Raw genomic sequence first — 19,694 nt, 5'->3', positions numbered from 1 at the left:
TTGGCGACATCGTCCCGCCAGAATTCGCAGGGAAGTACACGTCCAAATGGGCTTGCAAATGTACTTGCTTGTGATCCGGTCGCTTTGCGAGATGACGGCCGGACCGGTACACTCCTTGCCACGTCGCGATTTGCGGAAGGGTTTTTAGGCCCCCGATGACCATTGCCGACCAAGTGACGGGATCGACGATCGCGGGAACCGCTAAACCTGTGGAGGTCAAGTCCGCGGGAGCGAAGCGGCGCGCGGCCGCGCCGGCCATTTCGCTGCCAGCCATCGGCGAGCGCGAGCTCCGGCTGGACCTATTCCGCGGCCTTGCGCTGTGGCTGATCTTCATCGACCATTTGCCGCCGAGCCTTCTGACCTGGTTCACGATCCGCAATTACGGCTTCAGCGACGCCACCGAGATCTTCATCTTCATCTCCGGCTATACCGCCGCCTTCGTCTACGGTCGGGCGATGCTGGAGTCCGGCATCGTCGTCGCCACCGCGCGCATCCTGCGGCGCGTCTGGCAGATCTATGTCGCCCACGTCTTCCTGTTCACGATCTTCCTTGCCGAAATCTCCTACGTCGCGACCAGGTTCGAGAACCCGCTCTACACCGAAGAGATGGGCATCATGGATTTCCTCAAGCAGCCCGACGTCACGATCGTGCAGGCGCTGCTGCTGCGCTTCCGTCCGGTCAACATGGACGTGCTGCCGCTCTACATCGTGCTGATGCTGGCGCTGCCCTTGATCCTGTGGCTGATGAAGTGGCGCCCCGACGTGACGCTCGGCCTCTCGGTCGCGCTCTACGCGGTGACCTGGGAATACGACCTCTATCTGTCGGCCTATCCGAACGGCTTCTGGGCCTTCAATCCCTTCGCCTGGCAATTGCTGTTCGTGTTCGGGGCATGGTGCGCGCTCGGGGGTGCGCGACGCATGTCGCACATTCTGGCTTCGCGGGTGACGATGTGGATCGCGATCGCCTATCTGGTTGCGGCATTCTACGTGACGCTGACCTGGTATGTGCCGCAGCTCTCCCACTTCATGCCGAAGCGGCTCGAGCAGTGGATGTATCCGATCGACAAGGCCGACCTTGACGTGCTGCGCTTCACGCATTTCCTGGCGCTGGCCGCGCTCACCGTGCGCGTCCTGCCCCGGGACTGGCCGGGCCTGAAATCGCCCTGGCTGCGGCCGCTGATCCTGTGCGGCTCGCATTCCCTGGAGATATTCTGTCTCGGCGTCTTCCTCGCCTTTGCCGGCCATTTCATCCTGGCCGAAGTCTCGGGCGGCCCGGTCATGCATGCGCTAATAAGTCTCTCCGGAATCCTGATCATGTGGGCCATGGCCTGGCTGATTTCGTGGTACAAGCGGGTGGCTGACAAGAGCGGTTCGAAAACCAAAAGCGCCGTCGGCAGCGCCGATATGGCGGGAGGGGGCTGATGAAGGCGAAGGTTTTCCTGAGCCTGATCCTGCTGTGCGGTGGTCTCGCCGCGCCTCCGGCGCGCGCGGACGATGCTGCGCCGGCTGCTTCAGCCGCGCCCGCAGCCTGTGAAGTGCCGTCCTATCTGCTCACCAGCGAAAGCCAGCTTCCCAAGGTCGCCGATGCCGTGAAGGCCGGCAAGCCGCTCGAAATCCTGGTCATCGGCAGTCGCTCGACCACGATTCCGGCTTCCGAGGACGCCTCTTATCCGGCGCGGATGCAGGCCATCCTGAAGGACAAGCTGCCGCCGTCCGAGACTGTGCACGTCTCCGTAGAAATACAGAGCAAGAAAACGGCCGAGGAGGCGGCTGCCAGCTTCGTTAAGCTGATGGAAGCAAAAACGCCTACTTTGGTCATCTGGCAGACCGGGACTGTCGATGCTATCCGAGCCATCGATCCCGATGATTTTCGTGGCGCGGTGACCGAAGGGGTTGTTGCGTTGCAAAAGGCAGGGGCTGACGTCGTCTTGATGAATTTGCAGTACAGTCCGCGTACCGAAACCATGATCTCGGTGCCGCCATACCTCGACAATATGCGGGTGGTGGCGCAGGAGCACGATATTCCGCTGTTCGATCGGTTCGCGATCATGCGGCAGTGGAATGATCAGGGCCAGTTCGACCTATTCAGCCCGTCGCGCGGGCCCGAGTTGGCGAAGCAGGTCCATGATTGCCTTGGCCGGGCGTTGGCACAGTTCCTGATCGACGCTGCCCATCTGGAGCCGGCCCAGCAGCAAAATTGAGGTCTAGCGTTAATGAGTTCTCTCCGCCCTTTTTGCCTGACGGCATGGCTGGCTGTGCCCGCAGCAGCGGTGCTGCTGTTGCTGAGTCCGGCCTCGCAGTCCCACGCGCAGACGCAGGCCGCGCAGGCAACACCGGCCCCGCAGCAGTCGGCTGATCCGGCTCCCGCTTCACCGTCCCAGACCACCGTCGCAGCGACGTCCCCCGACCAGCGCGGCATCACGGCGCGCGCCATCGACAAGGTGAAGCAGGTCGCGAAATCCGCCGGCGACATCTTTAGCCGCGTGCCCTGCCTGTCGCCGAAGGGCGGCTCGAAGGCGATGGGCTCGCTGCCGCATGTCGCGGGCAAGCTCGTCGCCGGCCAGCCCGTCGTCATCGTCGCGTTCGGCTCGTCGTCGACCGCGGGATTCGGCGCGAGCTCGCCGGAGTTCAACTATCCCAATCGCCTTGCCGCGCAGCTGCACCGGCACTATCCGACCGCCGACATCACCGTCGTCAATGCCGGCGTCGGCGGCGAGGATGCGCCCGAGATGATGAAGCGTCTCCAGAAAGAGGTGATCGACGTGCATCCGGATCTGGTGATCTGGCAGGTCGGCACCAATGCCGTGCTGCGCAATCTCGATCCTGGCGAGACCGCCAAACTGGTCGAGGACGGCATCGCTCGCATCCAGGCCACCGGCGGCACCGACATCGTGCTGGTCGATCCGCAATATTCGCCCGCCGTCAACCAGCGCGCCGAGAGCGCCGGCAAGATGGTGAAGCTGCTCGGCAAGGTCGCCGAGCTCCGTCACGTCGGCATCTTCCCGCGCTTCGAGGTGATGCGCGACTGGCACGAGAAGCAATCGCTTCCGGTCGAGAGTTTCGTGATCGCCGACGGACTGCACATGAACGATTGGGGCTATGCCTGCTTCGCCCAGCTCCTCGGCGACGACATCATTCGCTCCGTCGGCCAGATCAAGCTCGGCGTGAACGTGCCCGCGGACGTGCGGACGTACCGGCCAATGTGACTTGTCGTCCCGGCCCCCATGCGCAATTGCGCACTAGGCCGGGACGACAATAACTCACGCCTTCTCCAGCGCCGCGGTCAGATCCTCGATCAGATCGTCCGCGTGCTCGAGGCCTGCCGAGAAGCGGATGAATCCTTCGCTGATGCCGAGCACGGCGCGGTCCTCCGGCTTCAAACGCTGATGCGTCGTGGTCGCGGGATGGGTGACGAGGCTCTTGGCGTCGCCGAGATTGTTCGAGATCTTGGCGAGCTTGAGCTCGTTGAGCACGCGGAACGCCGCCTGCTTGCCGCCCTTGACCTCGAGGCCGACCAGCGTCGAGCCGCCGCGCATCTGCTTCTTCACCAATGCAGCCTGCGGATGATCGGCGCGGCCGGGAAACACCAGCCGCGAAATCTTCGGATGGCTCGCCAGCACGTCCGCGATGCGCGCCGCCGTCTCGGTCTGCGCGCGCACGCGCACGGCGAGCGTCTCCAGCCCCTTGAGCAGGACCCAGGCGTTGAACGGCGAGATCGACGGGCCGGTCTGGCGCATGAAATTGTGGATGTGCTCGGCGATGAACGCTTCCGAGGACAGGATGATGCCGCCGAGACAGCGGCCCTGGCCGTCGATGTGCTTGGTCGCGGAATAGACCACGACGTCGGCGCCGAGCGCGAGCGGGCTCTGCCAGATCGGGGTGGCGAACACGTTGTCGACGACGAGCCGCGCGCCGCCACTATGCGCGATCTCGGCAATGCCGGGAATGTCGAGCACGTCGAGCGTCGGATTGGTCGGGCTCTCCAGGAAGAACGTCTTGGTGTTCGGCTTCATGGCGCGCTGCCACTGGTCGAGATCGAGGCCGTCGACCAGCGTGGTCTGGATGCCGTAGCGCGGCAGTAAATCCTGCACGACGTAGAGACACGAGCCGAACAGCGCGCGCGAGGCCACGACGTGATCGCCGGCCTTGAGCGGCGCCAGGATCGCGGTCGTCACCGCGGCCATGCCGGTCGCGGCCGAACGTGCCGCTTCGGCGCCTTCGAGCTCGATCATGCGGCGCTCGAACATCGAGATGGTCGGATTGGAGTAGCGTGAATAGATGAAGCCGGGGTCCTCGCCCTTGAACCGCGCCTCGCACTCCTCAGCGCTGTTGTAGACGTAGCCCTGGGTCAGGAACAGCGACTCCGACGTCTCGCCATATTGCGAGCGTAAGGTGCCGGAATGAACCAGGCGAGTTTCGGGACGGTAGTGGGCGGTTGGCGCCGGGGACTTCGACATAGGACCTCCTGAAGTGACCATCGAGAATGGTCACAAAAAAACCGGCCTGGAATATCTCCACGGGCCGGGATCACAGAGGTCCCCGGCCTGTTTAGCGACTTATTTAACGTGGCTGCAAGCCGGCCGGCTCAAATCACCACGGGATAAGTCATGCTCATATTCCGCAATGCCCTTTCCGTCAAGACGTCCATCGGATAGCCGTAAAACGCTCATATTTCCCGCATGTCGGGATGTGTTTGATCCCTGATGAGGACCCCGGGTTGACGTTCACGGTCGCCGCCGACGCCAATGGTATCCTGCCCGACCGCATGATCGCGGCGATGGCGGAGGGCGGTCTCATCCTGCCCGCTTACGACTTCGTCGAAAGCCAGATCCAGCCGGCGAGCCTCGATTTGCGTCTTGGCGATATCGCCTATCGCGTTCGCGCCAGCTTCCTGCCCGGTCCCGGCGCCACGGTCGCCGAGCGCATCGACGAGTTGAAGCTGCACGAGTTCAGCCTCGCCGACGGCGCGGTGCTGGAGACCAACTGCGTCTACATCGTGCCGCTGCTTGAAAGCCTCGCGCTGCCGCCGGAAATCGTCGCGGCCGCCAACCCGAAGAGCTCGACCGGCCGGCTCGACGTCTTCACCCGCGTGATCGCCGACGGCACCCGCCGCTTCGACATGATCGGTGCCGGCTATCACGGCCCGCTCTATGCCGAGATCAGCCCGAAGACGTTTCCGGTGCTGGTCAGCGAGGGCTCGCGCCTGAGCCAGGTGCGCTTCCGCACCGGCGATGCCATCCTCAACATCGACGACCTCGAGGCGCTGCACGCGACCGAGCGTCTCGTCGATATCGACGATGCCGACCTCACCGGCGGCGTCGCCGTCTCTGTTGATCTCTCCGGCGAGAAGAGCGGCGGCTTCGTCGGCTACCGCGCCAAGCGCCACACCGGCGTCATCGACGTCGATCGCCGCGCCGGCTATTCCGTCGAGGACTTCTGGGAGCCGATCTCGGCCCGTCCCGACGGCAGCCTGATCCTCGATCCCGGCGAGTTCTATATCCTCGCGTCGAAAGAGGCGGTGCAGGTGCCGCCCGATTACGCCGCGGAGATGGTGCCGTTCGATCCGCTGGTCGGCGAGTTCCGCGTGCATTATGCCGGATTCTTCGATCCCGGCTTCGGCTATGCCGGCGCCGGCGGGCTAGGCTCGCGCGCCGTGCTCGAAGTGCGCTCGCGCGAGGTGCCGTTCATCCTCGAGCACGGCCAGATCGTCGGCCGCCTCGTCTACGAGAAGATGCTGGCCCGCCCCGACGCGATGTACGGCCAGCGCATCGGCTCGAACTACCAGGCGCAGGGCCTGAAGCTGAGCAAGCATTTCCGGGTGTAGGGATAGCCTCACCTTCCGCTGTCATGCCTCGGCTTGACCGGGGCATCCAGTACGCCGTAGCCTATTGGTTCGATCACATCCGCCTCTGGAATACTGGATCGCCCGATCAAGTCGGGCGATGACACCGAATCTGTGTCAAGATGGGAAGTGAATCCGGGCTACGTCCGAGGTGGCGAAATGACAGATCAATCCGAACTCGACGCAAGAATCCTCGACGACGTCGCCGACGCGCTGATCTATTCGGATCGCTCCGGCACGATCATGCGCTGGAACCGCGCATCGTCCGCACTGTTCGGCTTCTCGGCGGACGAAGCGCTGGGCCAGAATCTCGACCTGATCATTCCCGAACATCTGCGCGCCGCGCACTGGAAAGGTTTTGAGGCCGCGCTTGCCAGCGGCGCGATGAAGCTTGCGGGCAAGCCGACACTGACCCGCGCGCTGCACAAGGACGGACGCAAGCTCTACATCGAGATGACCTTTGCGCTGGTGCGGGACGCCGCTGGAGTGGTGCAGGGATCGGTGGCGATGGCACGCGACGTCACCGAGCGCGTCGAGCGCGAGCGTGCCGCCAAAGCCTCGCAAACTAAGCCTGCGCAAAATTCGTGATGCGGAATTGGCGCGCCGGCGTGCAGGGCTCCCTGCGTGCGGCTCAGCTTGTCCGTCACCGGATGCAGTGACACACTCGATCAGAACAACGATCGGGAGCGAACATGACCGCACCAGACCCCGCGCAGGAAGCTCAATGGAAACGCTGGCGCGCGGTTGCCGATCTCTATCACGCCTACTTCACCGGTCTGATCCTCACCGTGGTCACGCGTCGCGGCACGGCAGATGCTGCGGAGTTCGTCTTTCGCGTGTTCCGCCGCCAGCAGCAGGAGCGCTTCCTGCCGGGGCTGGAGAAGCTCGGGCTGAGCCATCTGCCGCCCGCCGTGGCAGCCGCGCAATATCACTATCTCTCGAACTGGATCGGCGGCGTGCACGTCGAATACATGTATGAGAGCGACCGCAAAGCCTGGATCCGCTATCCGCCGCCGCGCTGGATCTGGAAAGGCACTGCCATCTGCGGCGTGCCGGGCGAAGTCTCGCGCGCGATGCTGCGCGGCTGGCACGCCAACAACGGCGTGGCGCTCGGCGATACCAGATTGGGGTTCGTCTGCACCAAGCAGAGCGTCGACGGCCAGGACGGGCTCGAAGGCTACTATTATCAATATGACCAGCCCCTCGAGCTCGACCAGCGCCTCGTGTTCGCGCGGCACCTCGAAGCCCCGCTGTTCGATGCAGCCGCGGCTCCGGCGTTGCCGGTCGCAAGCTGGCCAAGGCCGAGACTGGAAAAAGCCTATCGCAACTATGCGATGGAATATGTGCGCACCGCCGCGCCCGTGATGGTGCAGCTGTTCGGTCCGGAGGATGCGGGCTATCTCCTGCACCTCACGGGCAAGCTGATCGGGATGCAATATTTCGATGAGGTCGCTGCGGCGCTGTCGATGGGCCGCGGCGGTGCGAGCGAATTCGCGACGTTCCTCAACGCGCTGTTTGTCGCGCAGGACGATGCGGCTGAGACGACGCAATCCGAGGGCACGTTCGAAATCCGTCAGCAGAGCTGGAGGTTGATGGAAGACGGCGCCGATAACCACTCCGCTTGCGCCAAGGTGCTGGCGGGGTTGTTCGAGGGGCTTGCGGCCGGGTGCGGCCGGCACATCGGCGTGCACCTGTCCCCGACACCGAGCGGTCGTCCGCCATTGCTCTGGACGATTGGGTAGACGACGGCGTCACCGCGCTGCCGCAGGGCACGCCTGCACCTAGCGCAGGAGGAATCGCTGCGCGTCGTGCTAACAAGCCTCTTGTTGCGCCCTGCGCGAACCAATTCATTGGCACACCCAAGCATTGCTGCGCCGGAAATGGCGCTTTGCCCGGAGAGGACATGTCAGACATCGCCGAAATCCCGGTCGATGAACAAGAGCGTCCGCTGCCGCCGCCTCCGCGCCCCGTGAGGAGCGCGCTGATGGACGGGCCGATCCTGCGCACGCTGCTCGGGCTGGCCTGGCCCAACGTGGTCGCGCTCTCAGCCGGCACCTGCACCGTGATTGCGGAGACCTCCTATATCGGACGGCTCGGCGTGGAAGCGCTGGCCGCGATGGCGCTGGTGTTTCCGACAGTGATCCTGACCATGACCATGTCAGGCGGTGCGATGGGCGGCGCGGTGGCCTCCGCCATCGCGCGCGCGCTCGGCGCGGGCGATCGCGAGCGTGCCGGGACGCTCGCCGCGCACGCGCTGCTGATCGGCATCAGCTTCGGCCTCGTCTTCATGCTGGGCATGCTGATCTTCGGGCCCAAGGTGCTTGAGATGCTCGGCGGCCGCGGCGACGTGCTGACGCATGCGATCGCCTACACCCAGGTGTTTTTCGGCGGCGCCGTGCTGCCCTGGCTGCTCAACACCATGGCCGGCGTCCTGCGCGGCACCGGCAACATGAAGCTGCCGTCGCTGTTGATCCTCAATTCCGCGGCCTGGCAGATCGTGCTCGGTGGCACGCTTGGCCTCGGCCTCGGTCCGGTGCCGCAATTCGGCATGCGCGGGGTCGCCGCCGGCGCGCTGATTGCCTATTGCATGAATATCGGCGTGATGGGCTGGTACCTGTTCTCCGGCCGCGCCCGCGTGACGCCGAAGCTGCGCGGACTTCGCATCCAATGGGCGATGTTTTTCGACATCCTCAAAGTGGGCACCATCGCCTGCTTCTCGCCGCTGCAATCGGTGCTGACGATCTCGATCTTCACTCACATGCTTGCGAAATTCGGCACCGCGATCCTGGCCGGCTACGGCATCGGTGCGCGGCTGGAATTCCTGCTGACCTCGATCGCGTTCTCGTTCGGCATCGCCTCGGTGCCGATGATCGGCATGGCGGTCGGCGCCGGCCGCATCGCCCGCGCCCGGCGCATCGCCTGGATCGCAGCGGCGAGCGCCTTCGTCGCCGTCGGTGCACCGGCGTGCCTGGTCGCGGCCTTCCCCGATCTCTGGGTGAACATCTTCACGGACAGCGCGACCGTGCGCGCCACCAGCCACCAATATTTGTCGACAGTGGCGCCGTTCTACGCCTTCATCGGCCTCGCCTCGACGATGTATTTCTCGTCGCAGGGCGCTGCGAAGGTGATCGGCCCGGTGCTGGCGCAGACCGCGCGGCTGATCTACATCTCGGCTGTCGGCTGGTGGCTGTCGACGCATGATGCCACCGCGCAAAGCTTCTTCTGGCTGGCGGCGAGCTCGATGGTCGTGCTCGGCCTGCTCTCGTGCTCCAGCGTGGTGCTGACACGCTGGGGACCGCGCCAAACCAAACCTGCGATCAGGCCGGCTCTGTCGGCCGCCGCGGACTAGCGGTGCCTGTGGCGGCGATGGCCGCCACCACCGCCGACATTGGCGAGCCGCATCAGTTGCGGAATCATCGCCATCATGTCGCCGCCACCGGCGCCGCCGAGCATGCCCATGATATCGCCGCCGCCGATGCCGCCCATTCCGGCCGGCATGGTGCCGCCTCCACCCATCGGCGCGTAGCCGCCGTAATTGGGCGCGCCGAAACCGCCGCCGAGGTTGCCGGCGCCGAGGCCGCCAATGCCACCGCCGCCCATCATGCCAAGACCACCACCGCCATTCTCCATCATGCGGCTCATCATCGGGCCCATGGTCTGCATCATCATGCCGAAGCGGCGCTTGCCCATCTTGGCCTTCATCATCTCGAGCATCGGCGCCATCTGGGTCATTATGTCCTCGCCGCCGGCACCGCCGCCGCCGAAGAACTGCGCCTTTGCCGGCGCGCTCGAAATCGAAAACATCAGCAGCACGGCGGCCGCCTGGCAGATCACCTTGTCCGCACCTCTCATGGCCTGCTCCTCGCGTGCGTGGCGCCGCCGGGAGAGCGGAGCCAACCGGACGCACGGCGCCATCGTTATTGCGGACGAGGGCTGGGCTCTGTGAGAAAGATCACGCAGCTGCGGCCGGAAACGCGCGGTGTATGGCGGCGACGGCGTCCTTGGTCTGTCCCTGCACATAGGGCGCGAGCTCGTTCGGCAGCATGTCGATGATCCAGACCAGGCGGCATCTCGCCTCGCCCTCGGCGATCACCTGCACCGAGGCGCTGTAATGCTTCAGCCGCTCGTTGTTGATCGCGTAGACCAGCCGCTGCCGCGCATCGTCGCAATCGACCAGCACCTCGCGCGCCACCGATCCGTTGGCGAAGGTGACGATGCGCGTGTCGCCGTCGAGCGTGCAGGCCGTGACGAAGCCCGGCGCCAACCGCCGATGCAGCGCGCCGAAATCGCGCACGGCATCCCAGACGTCGCGCGCTGGGGCGTTGAGGGGAATGTCGTTGTGGATGGAGGCCATGATGCAATCCTGGTTGAGTTCCTTGATGTAGAGAAGCGAGCGATAGCGCCGTCATCCCAGCTGTCATCGCCCGACTCCATCGGGCGATCCAGTATTCCAGAGGCCGCTGTGATTGAATCGAGGAGCTGCGGCGTACTGGATACCCCGGTCAAGCCGGGGGATGACAGCGTGTGTGTGTGGTGAGGGCTGCCGCGTTCACACACAGACCGCCTCAACATTGTTGCCATCGGGATCGATCAAAAACGACGCGTAGTAAGTCGGGCTGTAATCCTTGCGCGGGCCGGCGCCGCCATTGTCGCGGCCACCGCTCTTCAAGCCCTCGCTGTGGAATGCCTTGACCGCGTCATGATCCCCCGCGCGAAACGCGATGTGCACGCCATCGGCTTTGCGCCCCTTGTTCAGGTGCAGCCACAGCGCCGGCTCGCCCTTCGGCCCGAAGCCGGCATAACCATCGCCACTCGAGCACACGACATAACCGAGCGGCGCCAGCACCGCGGTGTAGAAGCGCGTGGCGGCGTCGAGGTCGGCAACGCGCAATCCGATATGGTCGTACATGGTCGTCTCCATTGCCAAAGCGCGCCACAATCGGCGCGCGCCGGAGACGAACCTAGTCAGTTGAGGGCAAGCTGCTCTTGGAGAATCTTGCGCTCTCCCTTCGAAGCCTGGCGGAACTTGGTCGGCGATACACCAGCGGCGCGGTGGAAGGTGCGGACGAAGTTGGAGAGATCGCCGAAGCCGACGTCGTAGGCGATGTCGGTGACTGCGATGTCGTCGTCAGTCAGCAGCCGCGCCGCATGCCGCAGCCGCGAGCGCACCAGATATTGATGCGGAGTGACGCCGAGCACGGCGGAGAACAGCCGCAGGAAGTGGAAGGGGCTGAGGCCTGCCTGCCGTGCCGCCTGTTCGAGGTCGACCTCGGCATGCGAGTTGGCGTCGATCCAGAGCGCGGCTTCCACGGCGCGGCGGCGATCACGCGCCGTCGGTGTCGTCGGCTTGCGCGCCTTGCCCGACACGACATCGACGAAACGACCGGTGAGGATCTGCCCGACCTCGTCGAGACCGAGGTCGCTGTTGCCATCTGCCGCCGTCTGGGCGAGCTCGCCCAGCACCATCAGCTCGGGCAACGGTGGCGTCGCGCCGACCTGCCAGACGTCGCTCCGGCCGCCGAGCGCGTCGACCAGATCCTCGCTGAGGAAAAAGGACAGGCAGACGTCGCCGGCGACGTGCTCATGTGTGCAGGTGTATTCCTCGCCTGGCGCGCCGACCAGCATCGAGCCCGCCACCAGCTCGAAGAAGCCGGCGCGGCAATGACAGCCAAAGCTGCCGGCGCGGACATAGGCGATGGAATGGCCGGTGCGGCACTCCGCAAACGGGCTGTCGTCCGGTCCCGCGTCGCAGCGAAACTCGGAGACGGTCATCGAGGGGGTGGTCAGCAGCGTTGTTGCATCCATCCTCCCTATCTAGGTGGAGGGTCTCGGTGGGGCAACGGGCAGCAGGACGTCGAACAGCGTCTTGCTGGCGATCGGATGGGTGCCCTCCAGCGACAGCAGCCGCCGCTTGGAGATTACGCCGCCATAGGGCGAGAGCCGGTCGGTGTAATTGCCGGCCTCCAGCACCCGGTGGCAGGGCACGATCAGCATGTAGGGATTTTTCGCGATCGCCTGTGCCACCGAATGCGCGGCGCCGGAGGCGCCCAGCGCCTTGGCGATCTCGTGATAGGTGCGCGTCTCCCCGCGCGGGATGGCGCAGGCCGCCTCGTAGACCCGCCGGTTGAAGCCGGGCACCCCGCTCGCGTCCAGGCTGACCTCGGAAAAATCAGCATCGCTGCCCTGCAGCAAGCTCACGATGCCCTCGATCGCGAACTCGGCGTTCGCGGAAGGCCGCTGCTCGCGTGCCTCGGGATGGATCTGGAAAATCCGGCGGCGGGTGTCGATCTCCCGCGCCTCCGGCAACTGCACGGCGACGACCCCGGTGCTGCTCCAGATGATGCCGCAGCGCCCTATGGTCGTGTCGAATATCGCGTAGCCATGCCCCACCATACACACGCCCCCACGCAACGTACGCTCTCCCCAGACCGCGACCATAACACCGCCACAATCCGCCGCACCCAAAATCGTACCGGAAACTTAAGAAGGGGCGGGCGGGCTGCGCCAAAGCGCTTGGCGAGATGCGCCGTCTCGGCTAATCAGAGCGGGCGCAAGCTGCGCATCCGCGGGCGTAGTTCAATGGTAGAACGGCAGCTTCCCAAGCTGCATACGAGGGTTCGATTCCCTTCGCCCGCTCCAATTCACCAAGCTACCGTAATTGTTGATCGTTTGGCGATTTCAAGAGACCCGTTTTTGTGTTTTAAATTGACGGTCCGTACAACGGTCGTACAAAATTAGGCGATGTTGCTCGAAAGCGCGCAACTTTCCGGGTTAAGAGCCGCCAGGGAGCGGAAGCCTTTCGCGGTCTTATCCCTTTGTAGTCGTCTATATTGCCGTTTTCATGCAGACCATCTTGGATCACCTCGACAACATCATCCGGCCAGCGATCCGCGATTATTTCGCTGCCGAGCAGGCGCTCGATGCTGCCAATGCTAAGGGCGATGCCCAGGCGATCGCCAATGCGCGGCTCGAAATGATCCGAAAGGTCCGGACGGCCGCGATCGAGCTGCACCACTTGGCCGACCTCGTGGTGAACAACCCGGCACCGGGTGCGACCTTCGCTGACTTGACCGCCGCCCGGGCCGCGATCCGATCGGTCTGCGTGTTCGCTCGCGGCACGACTGCCGTGCAGGACACCGATCTGCTGCGGGACGCGCCCGACGCGCTCAAGCACGTCACAGTGGATCGCCCGAGTTCGAACGTCGAGAGTGCGAGCGCCATCGTCTCAATCGGCAACGGCTACGGCGAAATGCGTTACGGCGAGCAGAAGTACGGCGGCGCGGAGGAGGTCACCGTGCAGACCAAGGACGGTAGCAAGTACGGGCTGCGCTGGATCCTCCACAACAGCTACGATGCCTGGATGCAGGTGCTCGGTCAGCCACAGAAGCCGCTTGGGCAGATATGAATGAGGCCGTGGCTCGCGTTGATCTGCGCGAAGACCGGCTTGCGTTGGTGCGCGCCGAACGTGCCTAAGAAGAGGACGTACGTGTCGCCGCCGCCCGGCGACATCAACGCGGAGATCGAGATCTTTCGCAAGGACGAGGAGTCGGCACAACAGACATTCTTCGCCTATCTCGGTGTGCTCGATCTCATAGCCCGCCGCCCGGAGGTGCATGCCGCTGTCAACCGCAACGCCATGTTCTGGCGGACCGCCCACCATGCGATGTTGGTTTCAAGCCTAATCGGCCTGGGCCGCATCTTCGATCAGGACTCTGCGCACAATCTAGACCGGCTTCTCGCGATGACGGCCCGGAGCTTGGAGACGCTCGGGCTGGATGCCCTCCGGCGTCGCAAGGAGGCATTCATCACGCTGGAGCAGGCCGCCGACTACGTGAAGGAAAAGCGCGAGATTACTGCCGCCGACGTCCGCCAGCTCCGCAAGGAGGTTGACGCATGGCGCAAGATCTACGCACCGGTGTACGGCGAGATCCGCCATCACCTCGCGCACAACAAGGGCGCCGCTGAAGTTCTCGATGCCCTGCTGGCGAGGACCAACATCGAGGAGATGAAGAGGATGTTTGGATTCCTGCACGCGTTGCACGAGGCGCTCCGGGAGCTTCACCTCAATGGTCGCAATCCGCTACCGCTGTCGGACGTCACATTCGTGCTCCCGCCAGATCCCAGGCCTGCGCGCCGGTATCACCCAGGGGAGAAGGCGCACCGCGAGGCCCAGGACGTCTTGTTGTCGATGCTCGGCTAGAGATGCCAGATCGCCTTGCGGCAAGCTTGGTACAGAACAGGACATAAGGAAGAGCCGCCATCGCCCCATCGGTTTGGATAGGTCGGAGCGTTTTCAACTTCTCGCGCAGACCGGACGCAGGCGATGGGGAGGAATATCGCGGACGGAAATGCGTTCAAAAGGCTATCCGACGCTTCCGAAAGTCCAGTTCTCAAGTCGGACGAATGCGTGGAAGCGACACCCGGGTTCGGGACAAACCACGCTTGGAAAAACGTTCCCCTCGGAATCCACGCTGTGTCCTCGTAGCGTCAGAACGTGCCCTGACGTGCAGGCCATCGTAGCTTTAAAGCGCTCTCTTGTGGATGGGTGGCACGGACACCAAGCACCACGCCGAGGCCGGTCGGCGCCATCGACCTGCCGTCGTATTGCAATGCGGCGAGTCCCTCGCCGCCGGCGGGGCAGGATCGAACGAAAGAAATAGATTGTCTCATTTACCCAGCGTGAAATCTTAGCGCTCCCGGCCGGCTTCAATAAAGTCAGCTACGCAAATACGGAGGCCTTCTTCTTCGATGCGAGGCCCAACGTCAATACCGCCCGCGTCGTCGAGAAGCACTCGATTCGAAACTCCCAGTTCTCGCCGGTGTCATCTATAAGAATGTCGGTGACGTCGAAGACGGGCCCCTTCGTTCGATTGGTCGCGTGCGCTTTGACGAGAGCATATGCCATCTCCGGACCTAAATTGGAAAACTTGCCCTTGAAGGCCGGAGACCTGATGAAGTAGCGCCATGCCAACGGCCCGTCGTGAGCGCCGATCGTCGGGAATTTGGGATGTGAACTGACGACACCGAACGCGGCATGCTCGGGATCTCGGCTCTCGATCAAGCGCCAGAACGTCGACACGATTGAGTTCTCATACCGTTTGGCAAGTTTCTTGACCGAGTCGAATGTCGGCGGCAAGTCGCGAGCCTCCGCGGTGAACCGATCGGACATGAAGAGCAGCCGACCCGCGCCATAGTTGGCTTCTGCCTCGATTGTAGCGTGACAGGTCGGATCGAGGGTGACCCTGTTGTCACCCAGCAAGAAGTCCTTGTGCCACCCGATGACGCTATGACTGATTTCGTGGCTCTCGATCCAGCGGTGCTTTGGTTCCGGTACGGTCTCGTCCAGAAGAATACGCATAGATGACGGCACCCAAAACGCCGTCAACTTTGACTGGGTCAATGCGTCGCTCAGTATTCTGCCTACGTCGGGGATGGTCTTTCTGGCGAATAGCTTGAAGCGGTGAGTGATTTCATCGAGAAATCCGGGATCAGTACTCTTGTAGTAGCGAAGATCGAGCTTGAGGAGCTTTCGCACTTCCGGGAGACGTACGGGCGGTTCCGGATTTCCCAAGTCCCGTAAGATGCGGTTGACCTGAGCATCGATCTCGCGCCTTTCGTATTCTCCGACCTCGGCCTCGATCATCACTCGCACTCACCTATGCCAATTCGTTTAACGCCCCGACGAATGCTTCCAACACTTCCAATTGTTCTTGCGAGAGATTGGAAACATCGTCCGAGTGAGCCGCGAACTGGACCGCCGTATTGTACAGTTTTCGATCTATTGCGACCGTCGCGCCGGACATCTGAGAAAGATTGTTCAGCGAGACTCCAAAAAAATTGGAGAGATTGTGGAGAAGACGAGGGCGCGCCGTGTAGCTTGGATTGGTTTCGACCTGTCGGAGCTCTTCTTCCGAGACATCAGCCTTCACGGCCAATTCAGGTAACGTCAGGCGATCCCGCATGCGCAATTGGCGAACGAGCGCCCCTAACGCAATTCTCAATTGAAGAGCGGTACGCGGTGCGACGATGGATGACTTTCCGCTTGTCAGGTCGTCCGCCACTGCATTCCGCTCAAGTGGCCTCCCGGCATCCGTCTCGATATCCAGATCCGACTTGATCTTCTGCTCAAGCCATTGCGTCGAAAACAGAAGTTTCATGATCAAACCTCCGCTCCTTTGAGGAATTCGATCGCTTGTTCTTCCGTCATCTCGAAGTAGCGCATTCCCTCTGCTTCGTCGAAGCCACAGTCGGTAAGACCTAACTCCTGATACCAGGTCTCCGATTGTTCGAGCGCATGCAGGCCGATCCTGCCGCGAAACTCGAGTTCGAAGCTCAAGCTAACACTGGTGGCGAAGAGCGCGCGACCTACACCCTTGTATTTCGGTGTCTCGGTGAATTTGTGCCTGTTCCAGGGCGCGGTCGCAACACGGTCGATATAAGCGAGCTCACGTCCGTTGTGCGGCGGGAGCCTCGCGAACTTGGTAGCAACGTTGACGTTCATCAAGCCTTGCATCACGCCGCCGCATTCGATGACAAAACTCTCATAGGAAAGGCTCGATGTCATGATCTCATCCCATCCCCAGTGAGAGTCCTGTGCGTTGCCTGTTGCGGATTCATCCCAGTTCGTGAAATCGGCGCTGCGTCGCAGCAGCTCCGGCTTCCACACCTCTTCGTAATGTCGACGGTTTGCCTCGTCGCACCCCGAGAATATCTGTGCAGGCTCGATTTCGCCGGTGTGCCTATTCAACAGAACGGCGGCGCCGAGAAGCCTTTTCATAGCACGACAAGCTCTGCCTTATCTTTCGTGGTCGGATGCTCCACGAAAACCTTCTCTCCGCGCTCGATCCGATCGGTGACCGATTGATACAGGCGGAGGGCCTGGCGCAGCAGGGCGGTCTTCGACATGCCGCGCCGCTGCGAAAGTTCATCGAGAACTTCCATCTCCTTGTCGCTCAAGACGAGCGTCATTTGCCGGCGATCCATGGCTAAACCTACGAATTTGCTCGTTGCTAGGTCGCATTATGTATTGTTCGGCTATAAAGTCAATTTTTTTTGCATTCTAATTGGCCGTTGACTACATAGAAAATATGTATTATCTGGTGATCAAGGATGGTTCCCGGCATGGAGGAGGATCATGAGCGACGATTTGGAAAAGGCTGAGCACGATCTCGCCAAGGCCCACGCGGACCTTGAACGGGCAGAGGCTCATTACGCCGAGGCCGAAAAGGAAATGGCTAAGGCGCGCAGCGAATTGGCACAGGCAGAGGAAGAGATCGACAAAGCCAAGAAGAACCACGTCGAGGTCTCGATCTCGACCACGGCCGGCTTCTATCCCGCCGAAGGGTTCAATTCGGTTCCTGAAAACCAGCCCATCCAGCACGAGTTGGACAAGGCGAAGAAGGAATTGAACATCAAGGACGTCACCGGCTGGATCGTGAGCGTGATCACGCCCGCGGGGAAGCGGACGCTCGATCCCTCAAAAAGCTACGTCGAAAACGGCCTTAGCGGTAAGGCCGAGATCGATTGGGGTCCGAGCGAAGGAGGCGGTGGCTAATGCATCCCGCCGCCGTACAAGCGCTGTTCGAGGAGGAAACAAAACATCTCGGCCCCGCATTGTGCGCGCGACGGGGGTGGACGATGCATCGCATCGACTTCCCGGTCATCAACTGCTCCTTCAACGCCAGCGGCAGGACACCTCTCCGGCTGACGTTGACTTGCGACAATTGGAACGAACTTCCCCCTTCCATTCGTCTGGAGACGCCTTCGGGCGAGCCGCTGCGGGTTTTGTCGCCAAATCCGACAGGCGTCTTTCACGCCGGGCCGCACCACCTCACGAACTTGCCCTTCGTCTGCATGCGTGGATCTCGCGAGTACCATACGCATCCCAGTCATGTGACGGATCTTTGGGATGGATGTCGCGGAGGCTCGAGCTTCACGATTGGCGGTATCATAACTCAAATCTGGAACGCTTGGCTCAAGGGGGCAGGTTGATGATCCATTGTTCAGACCAGGTGGTTCAAGCAACGCTGTCATTTCTGCGGGCCGCCGGAGAGCAGAACAGCGAGTGCGTCGTCTTGTGGTTGGGTCGTCCCGGTCGTGAGGGCACGAACGTCGTCGAGTGTTATCGGCCTCATCAACTCGCTAAGGCCGACCGGTTCCAGATTACCGTCGCGGGAATGGACACGCTGCGGGCAAAACTCCGTTCGGAAAGGCTTATGGTGGCGGCTCAGGTCCATTCGCACCCGCAGGAGGCCTTCCATTCGAGGGCGGACGACGCCTGGGCGATAGTCCGGCATGGAGGGGCTTTGTCTCTCGTCGTGCCGAGGTTCGCCCGGGATACTTTTCCCGAAAATTTTTTGACGCAAACCAAGGTGTACAGGTTCTCTGATACGGCGACGTGGGACGAAGTGTCCGGCGGAGTGGTGCAAGAATGTCTACGGATAGTCTAACAGCGGAGGCCAGGCGCGAGAACGCGGCAATGCTTGCCGCAGCGCTTGGGACCGATTTGGAGTCTGCCAGCGAAGCGCTACAATTCGGGGTGATGATCACCTTCGATCCCGCCGATGCTACTGCTGCAGCTGTAGCGGACGATTTGGCTGCTCTCCTCGTACGGACCATCGCGACGGTCACCTTTGGTCATGCAGAACCAAATACGGCTCTCGAAGTGCTGATCGGCAGAGTAGATGCCAAGACCAGCCTGCCATCTTTGTTGGTTCATGTCGGATCCGATGCAGCAGTGATCGGAAACGATCCCGAACAGCAACGCTGTGCAGACATTCCTCGGATTCTCTGCCTACTGATTGCATGCTACACGGCAGCAGCGACCATGCGGGCAGTGTTCGGAGCCCGGCTACCGTTCGAAGCTGTACTGCCGCAGCGGATATCCTTCGATCAACTGGGAATCGATCCGGAGGCGTTTGATGCGTCCGTTGCCCTGGGGCAAGCCTATCTTGCTGGCGCCGGCGCGATCGGGAACGGTTTCCTTTGGGCAGCGAGGCACCTGAACTTCACCGGAATCCTGCACATCGTCGACGACGACGACGTCAGCCCCGGAAATCTGAACCGTCAGATTTGGTTCGGTAAGGACGACATCGGCCTTTCGAAGGCCGAGTGTCTGGCACGTTTAGCGCAGGGTGAATTTCCGGGTCTGAAGCTGACGCCCAGATCGTATCGTTTACAGGATCTGCCAGAGAAGTCGGATGGTCCCTGGTTGCCCCGACTTCTGGTCGCGGTCGATAGCCGACGGGCTAGACGGAAGATCCAGATGGAGTTTCCAGGAGAGGTCTTCGATGCTTCTACGACCGACATTCGTGAGGTAGTCGTCCACCACCACCGGCAGCCGACGCGGGGGGCGTGTTTAAGCTGCATCTATGAGGCAGATCAGGAAGAGTTTACAAGAGAGCACCATATCGCGGAACATTTTGGTGTGTCCGTCGATGATGTGAAGTCCGAACGGATAAGCCCTTCCGCTGCTCATCAGATTGCTGCGAAGGTTCACGGCGTCGAAGCTTCGGCGCTGATCGGAATCGCCTACGATACGCTGTTCAAGCAACTTTGCGGTGAAGGGACGCTGCGGACTCTAGAGGGACGCAGAGTTGTTGCGCCGTTCGCGTTCGTCTCGGTTTTGGCAGGTACACTCCTTGCCCTTGAGGTGCTACGAAGAGCCGGATCCGGACGCAATAGTTTGGACTTCAACTACTGGAGGGTTAGCCCTTGGCACCCTCCGCTCGGACGCAGGCGCATCTTGCGACCGCCTCAGACGGGTTGCGAATTCTGCAGCAACCCCGTTCTGAGCTCGGTAAATGCCGCTCTTTGGGGAGCTTTGCCTGCCGCAACTAGCGCCTAGCATGCCC

The 19,694-nt window shown here is 62.4% G+C and carries 22 protein-coding genes, 1 tRNA gene and 1 riboswitch; of the genes, 13 read left to right on the top strand and 10 right to left on the bottom strand.

Annotated elements, in window-relative coordinates:
• The first annotated feature begins 155 nt into the window (after nucleotides 1–155).
• The 3 genes from IVA93_RS35035 to IVA93_RS35025 are packed head-to-tail and all read left to right on the top strand — an operon-like array spanning nucleotide 156 to nucleotide 3,205.
• Complete coding sequence (locus IVA93_RS35035; protein WP_085349686.1) at nucleotides 156–1,421, top strand: OpgC domain-containing protein; 1,266 nt, start codon at nucleotides 156–158, stop codon at nucleotides 1,419–1,421.
• On the top strand, nucleotides 1,421–2,200 hold the full coding sequence (locus IVA93_RS35030) for an SGNH/GDSL hydrolase family protein (protein ID WP_018456073.1): 780 nt from the start codon (nucleotides 1,421–1,423) through the stop codon (nucleotides 2,198–2,200). Before IVA93_RS35035 ends, IVA93_RS35030 begins: the two co-directional genes overlap by 1 nt.
• 12 nt (nucleotides 2,201–2,212) lie before the next feature.
• Nucleotides 2,213–3,205 (top strand): SGNH/GDSL hydrolase family protein, encoded by a 993-nt coding sequence (locus IVA93_RS35025; protein WP_026233081.1) that lies wholly within the window; start codon nucleotides 2,213–2,215, stop codon nucleotides 3,203–3,205.
• A gap of 54 nt (nucleotides 3,206–3,259) precedes the next feature.
• Here IVA93_RS35025 and IVA93_RS35020 read toward each other — a convergent pair whose 3' ends face one another.
• Nucleotides 3,260–4,456 carry an O-succinylhomoserine sulfhydrylase gene (locus IVA93_RS35020; RefSeq protein WP_247789550.1) on the bottom strand — a complete coding sequence of 399 codons (1,197 nt, stop codon included), beginning with the start codon at nucleotides 4,454–4,456 and terminating at the stop codon, nucleotides 3,260–3,262.
• 70 nt (nucleotides 4,457–4,526) lie between these two features.
• Nucleotides 4,527–4,606: riboswitch (SAM riboswitch) on the bottom strand.
• Nucleotides 4,607–4,686: 80 nt separating this feature from the next.
• On the opposite strand from IVA93_RS35020, the gene IVA93_RS35015 reads away from it, so the two are divergent.
• The 4 genes from IVA93_RS35015 (at nucleotide 4,687) to IVA93_RS35000 (ending at nucleotide 9,190) form a co-directional block, all read left to right on the top strand.
• Nucleotides 4,687–5,823 carry a 2'-deoxycytidine 5'-triphosphate deaminase gene (locus tag IVA93_RS35015; RefSeq protein ID WP_371827082.1) on the top strand — a complete coding sequence of 379 codons (1,137 nt, stop codon included), beginning with the start codon at nucleotides 4,687–4,689 and terminating at the stop codon, nucleotides 5,821–5,823.
• A 177-nt stretch (nucleotides 5,824–6,000) separates the two neighbouring features.
• Nucleotides 6,001–6,429, top strand: a complete 429-nt coding sequence (locus IVA93_RS35010; RefSeq protein ID WP_018456077.1) for a PAS domain-containing protein — start codon at nucleotides 6,001–6,003, stop codon at nucleotides 6,427–6,429.
• Nucleotides 6,430–6,533: 104 nt separating this feature from the next.
• Nucleotides 6,534–7,583 carry a hypothetical protein gene (locus tag IVA93_RS35005; protein ID WP_204513160.1) on the top strand — a complete coding sequence of 350 codons (1,050 nt, stop codon included), beginning with the start codon at nucleotides 6,534–6,536 and terminating at the stop codon, nucleotides 7,581–7,583.
• A gap of 161 nt (nucleotides 7,584–7,744) precedes the next feature.
• The gene (locus tag IVA93_RS35000) at nucleotides 7,745–9,190 is read left to right on the top strand and encodes an MATE family efflux transporter (protein WP_018456079.1); all 1,446 of its coding nucleotides are present in this window, start codon (nucleotides 7,745–7,747) and stop codon (nucleotides 9,188–9,190) included.
• On the opposite strand, the gene IVA93_RS34995 is transcribed toward IVA93_RS35000, so the two are convergent.
• From IVA93_RS34995 to IVA93_RS34975, 5 genes are all read right to left on the bottom strand, one after another.
• Complete coding sequence (locus tag IVA93_RS34995) at nucleotides 9,187–9,693, bottom strand: hypothetical protein (protein ID WP_026233082.1); 507 nt, start codon at nucleotides 9,691–9,693, stop codon at nucleotides 9,187–9,189. The genes IVA93_RS35000 and IVA93_RS34995 overlap by 4 nt on opposite strands.
• A 100-nt stretch (nucleotides 9,694–9,793) precedes the next feature.
• Entirely contained in the window at nucleotides 9,794–10,195 is a 402-nt protein-coding gene (locus tag IVA93_RS34990; RefSeq protein WP_018456081.1) for an SRPBCC family protein, read from the bottom strand.
• Nucleotides 10,196–10,390: 195 nt separating this feature from the next.
• Nucleotides 10,391–10,750: a VOC family protein gene (locus tag IVA93_RS34985; protein WP_026233083.1), complete on the bottom strand. Its 360-nt coding sequence runs from the start codon at nucleotides 10,748–10,750 to the stop codon at nucleotides 10,391–10,393.
• Between the two features lie 56 nt (nucleotides 10,751–10,806).
• The gene (locus tag IVA93_RS34980; protein WP_018456083.1) at nucleotides 10,807–11,646 is read right to left on the bottom strand and encodes a helix-turn-helix transcriptional regulator; all 840 of its coding nucleotides are present in this window, start codon (nucleotides 11,644–11,646) and stop codon (nucleotides 10,807–10,809) included.
• Nucleotides 11,647–11,655: 9 nt separating this feature from the next.
• The gene (locus tag IVA93_RS34975; protein WP_018456084.1) at nucleotides 11,656–12,234 is read right to left on the bottom strand and encodes a methylated-DNA--[protein]-cysteine S-methyltransferase; all 579 of its coding nucleotides are present in this window, start codon (nucleotides 12,232–12,234) and stop codon (nucleotides 11,656–11,658) included.
• Between the two features lie 172 nt (nucleotides 12,235–12,406).
• Between IVA93_RS34975 and IVA93_RS34970 the strand changes: the two genes are divergently transcribed.
• The 3 genes from IVA93_RS34970 to IVA93_RS34960 all read left to right on the top strand — a co-directional run bounded on the left by IVA93_RS34970 (nucleotide 12,407) and on the right by IVA93_RS34960 (nucleotide 14,041).
• Nucleotides 12,407–12,480: transfer RNA gene (locus IVA93_RS34970), tRNA-Gly, on the top strand.
• A 202-nt stretch (nucleotides 12,481–12,682) separates the two neighbouring features.
• Nucleotides 12,683–13,246 carry a hypothetical protein gene (locus tag IVA93_RS34965; RefSeq protein ID WP_247456595.1) on the top strand — a complete coding sequence of 188 codons (564 nt, stop codon included), beginning with the start codon at nucleotides 12,683–12,685 and terminating at the stop codon, nucleotides 13,244–13,246.
• A gap of 18 nt (nucleotides 13,247–13,264) precedes the next feature.
• Nucleotides 13,265–14,041: an AbiU2 domain-containing protein gene (locus IVA93_RS34960; RefSeq protein ID WP_247542882.1), complete on the top strand. Its 777-nt coding sequence runs from the start codon at nucleotides 13,265–13,267 to the stop codon at nucleotides 14,039–14,041.
• Nucleotides 14,042–14,560: 519 nt separating this feature from the next.
• On the opposite strand, the gene IVA93_RS34955 is transcribed toward IVA93_RS34960, so the two are convergent.
• Genes IVA93_RS34955 through IVA93_RS34940 form a run of 4 tightly spaced genes read right to left on the bottom strand, consistent with a single transcriptional unit; the run spans nucleotide 14,561 to nucleotide 16,809 of the window.
• Nucleotides 14,561–15,484, bottom strand: a complete 924-nt coding sequence (locus IVA93_RS34955; protein ID WP_247542883.1) for an ImmA/IrrE family metallo-endopeptidase — start codon at nucleotides 15,482–15,484, stop codon at nucleotides 14,561–14,563.
• 13 nt (nucleotides 15,485–15,497) lie between these two features.
• Nucleotides 15,498–15,998, bottom strand: coding sequence for a helix-turn-helix domain-containing protein (locus IVA93_RS34950; protein WP_247456591.1), 501 nt, complete (start codon nucleotides 15,996–15,998; stop codon nucleotides 15,498–15,500).
• A gap of 2 nt (nucleotides 15,999–16,000) precedes the next feature.
• A complete protein-coding gene (locus IVA93_RS34945) occupies nucleotides 16,001–16,618 on the bottom strand; it encodes a GNAT family N-acetyltransferase (protein WP_247542884.1) in 618 nt (205 codons plus the stop codon).
• Nucleotides 16,615–16,809 carry a ribbon-helix-helix domain-containing protein gene (locus IVA93_RS34940; protein ID WP_247542885.1) on the bottom strand — a complete coding sequence of 65 codons (195 nt, stop codon included), beginning with the start codon at nucleotides 16,807–16,809 and terminating at the stop codon, nucleotides 16,615–16,617. Before IVA93_RS34940 ends, IVA93_RS34945 begins: the two co-directional genes overlap by 4 nt.
• A 166-nt stretch (nucleotides 16,810–16,975) precedes the next feature.
• Here IVA93_RS34940 and IVA93_RS34935 point away from each other — a divergent pair, with 166 nt between their 5' ends.
• The 3 genes from IVA93_RS34935 (at nucleotide 16,976) to IVA93_RS34930 (ending at nucleotide 19,687) form a co-directional block, all read left to right on the top strand.
• A complete protein-coding gene (locus tag IVA93_RS34935; RefSeq protein ID WP_247542886.1) occupies nucleotides 16,976–17,395 on the top strand; it encodes a hypothetical protein in 420 nt (139 codons plus the stop codon).
• Entirely contained in the window at nucleotides 17,395–17,832 is a 438-nt protein-coding gene (locus tag IVA93_RS41385) for a putative metal-binding protein (protein WP_524536853.1), read from the top strand. Before IVA93_RS34935 ends, IVA93_RS41385 begins: the two co-directional genes overlap by 1 nt.
• 439 nt (nucleotides 17,833–18,271) lie before the next feature.
• Nucleotides 18,272–19,687, top strand: a complete 1,416-nt coding sequence (locus IVA93_RS34930) for a ThiF family adenylyltransferase (protein ID WP_256469917.1) — start codon at nucleotides 18,272–18,274, stop codon at nucleotides 19,685–19,687.
• Nucleotides 19,688–19,694 lie beyond the last annotated feature (7 nt).

Origin of the sequence: Bradyrhizobium sp. 155 (genome assembly GCF_023101105.1) — a bacterium.
GTDB lineage: Bacteria > Pseudomonadota > Alphaproteobacteria > Rhizobiales > Xanthobacteraceae > Bradyrhizobium > Bradyrhizobium canariense_D.
Note: the sequence above shows the minus strand (reverse complement) of the source record. Positions and strands in the feature narration are given on the sequence as shown.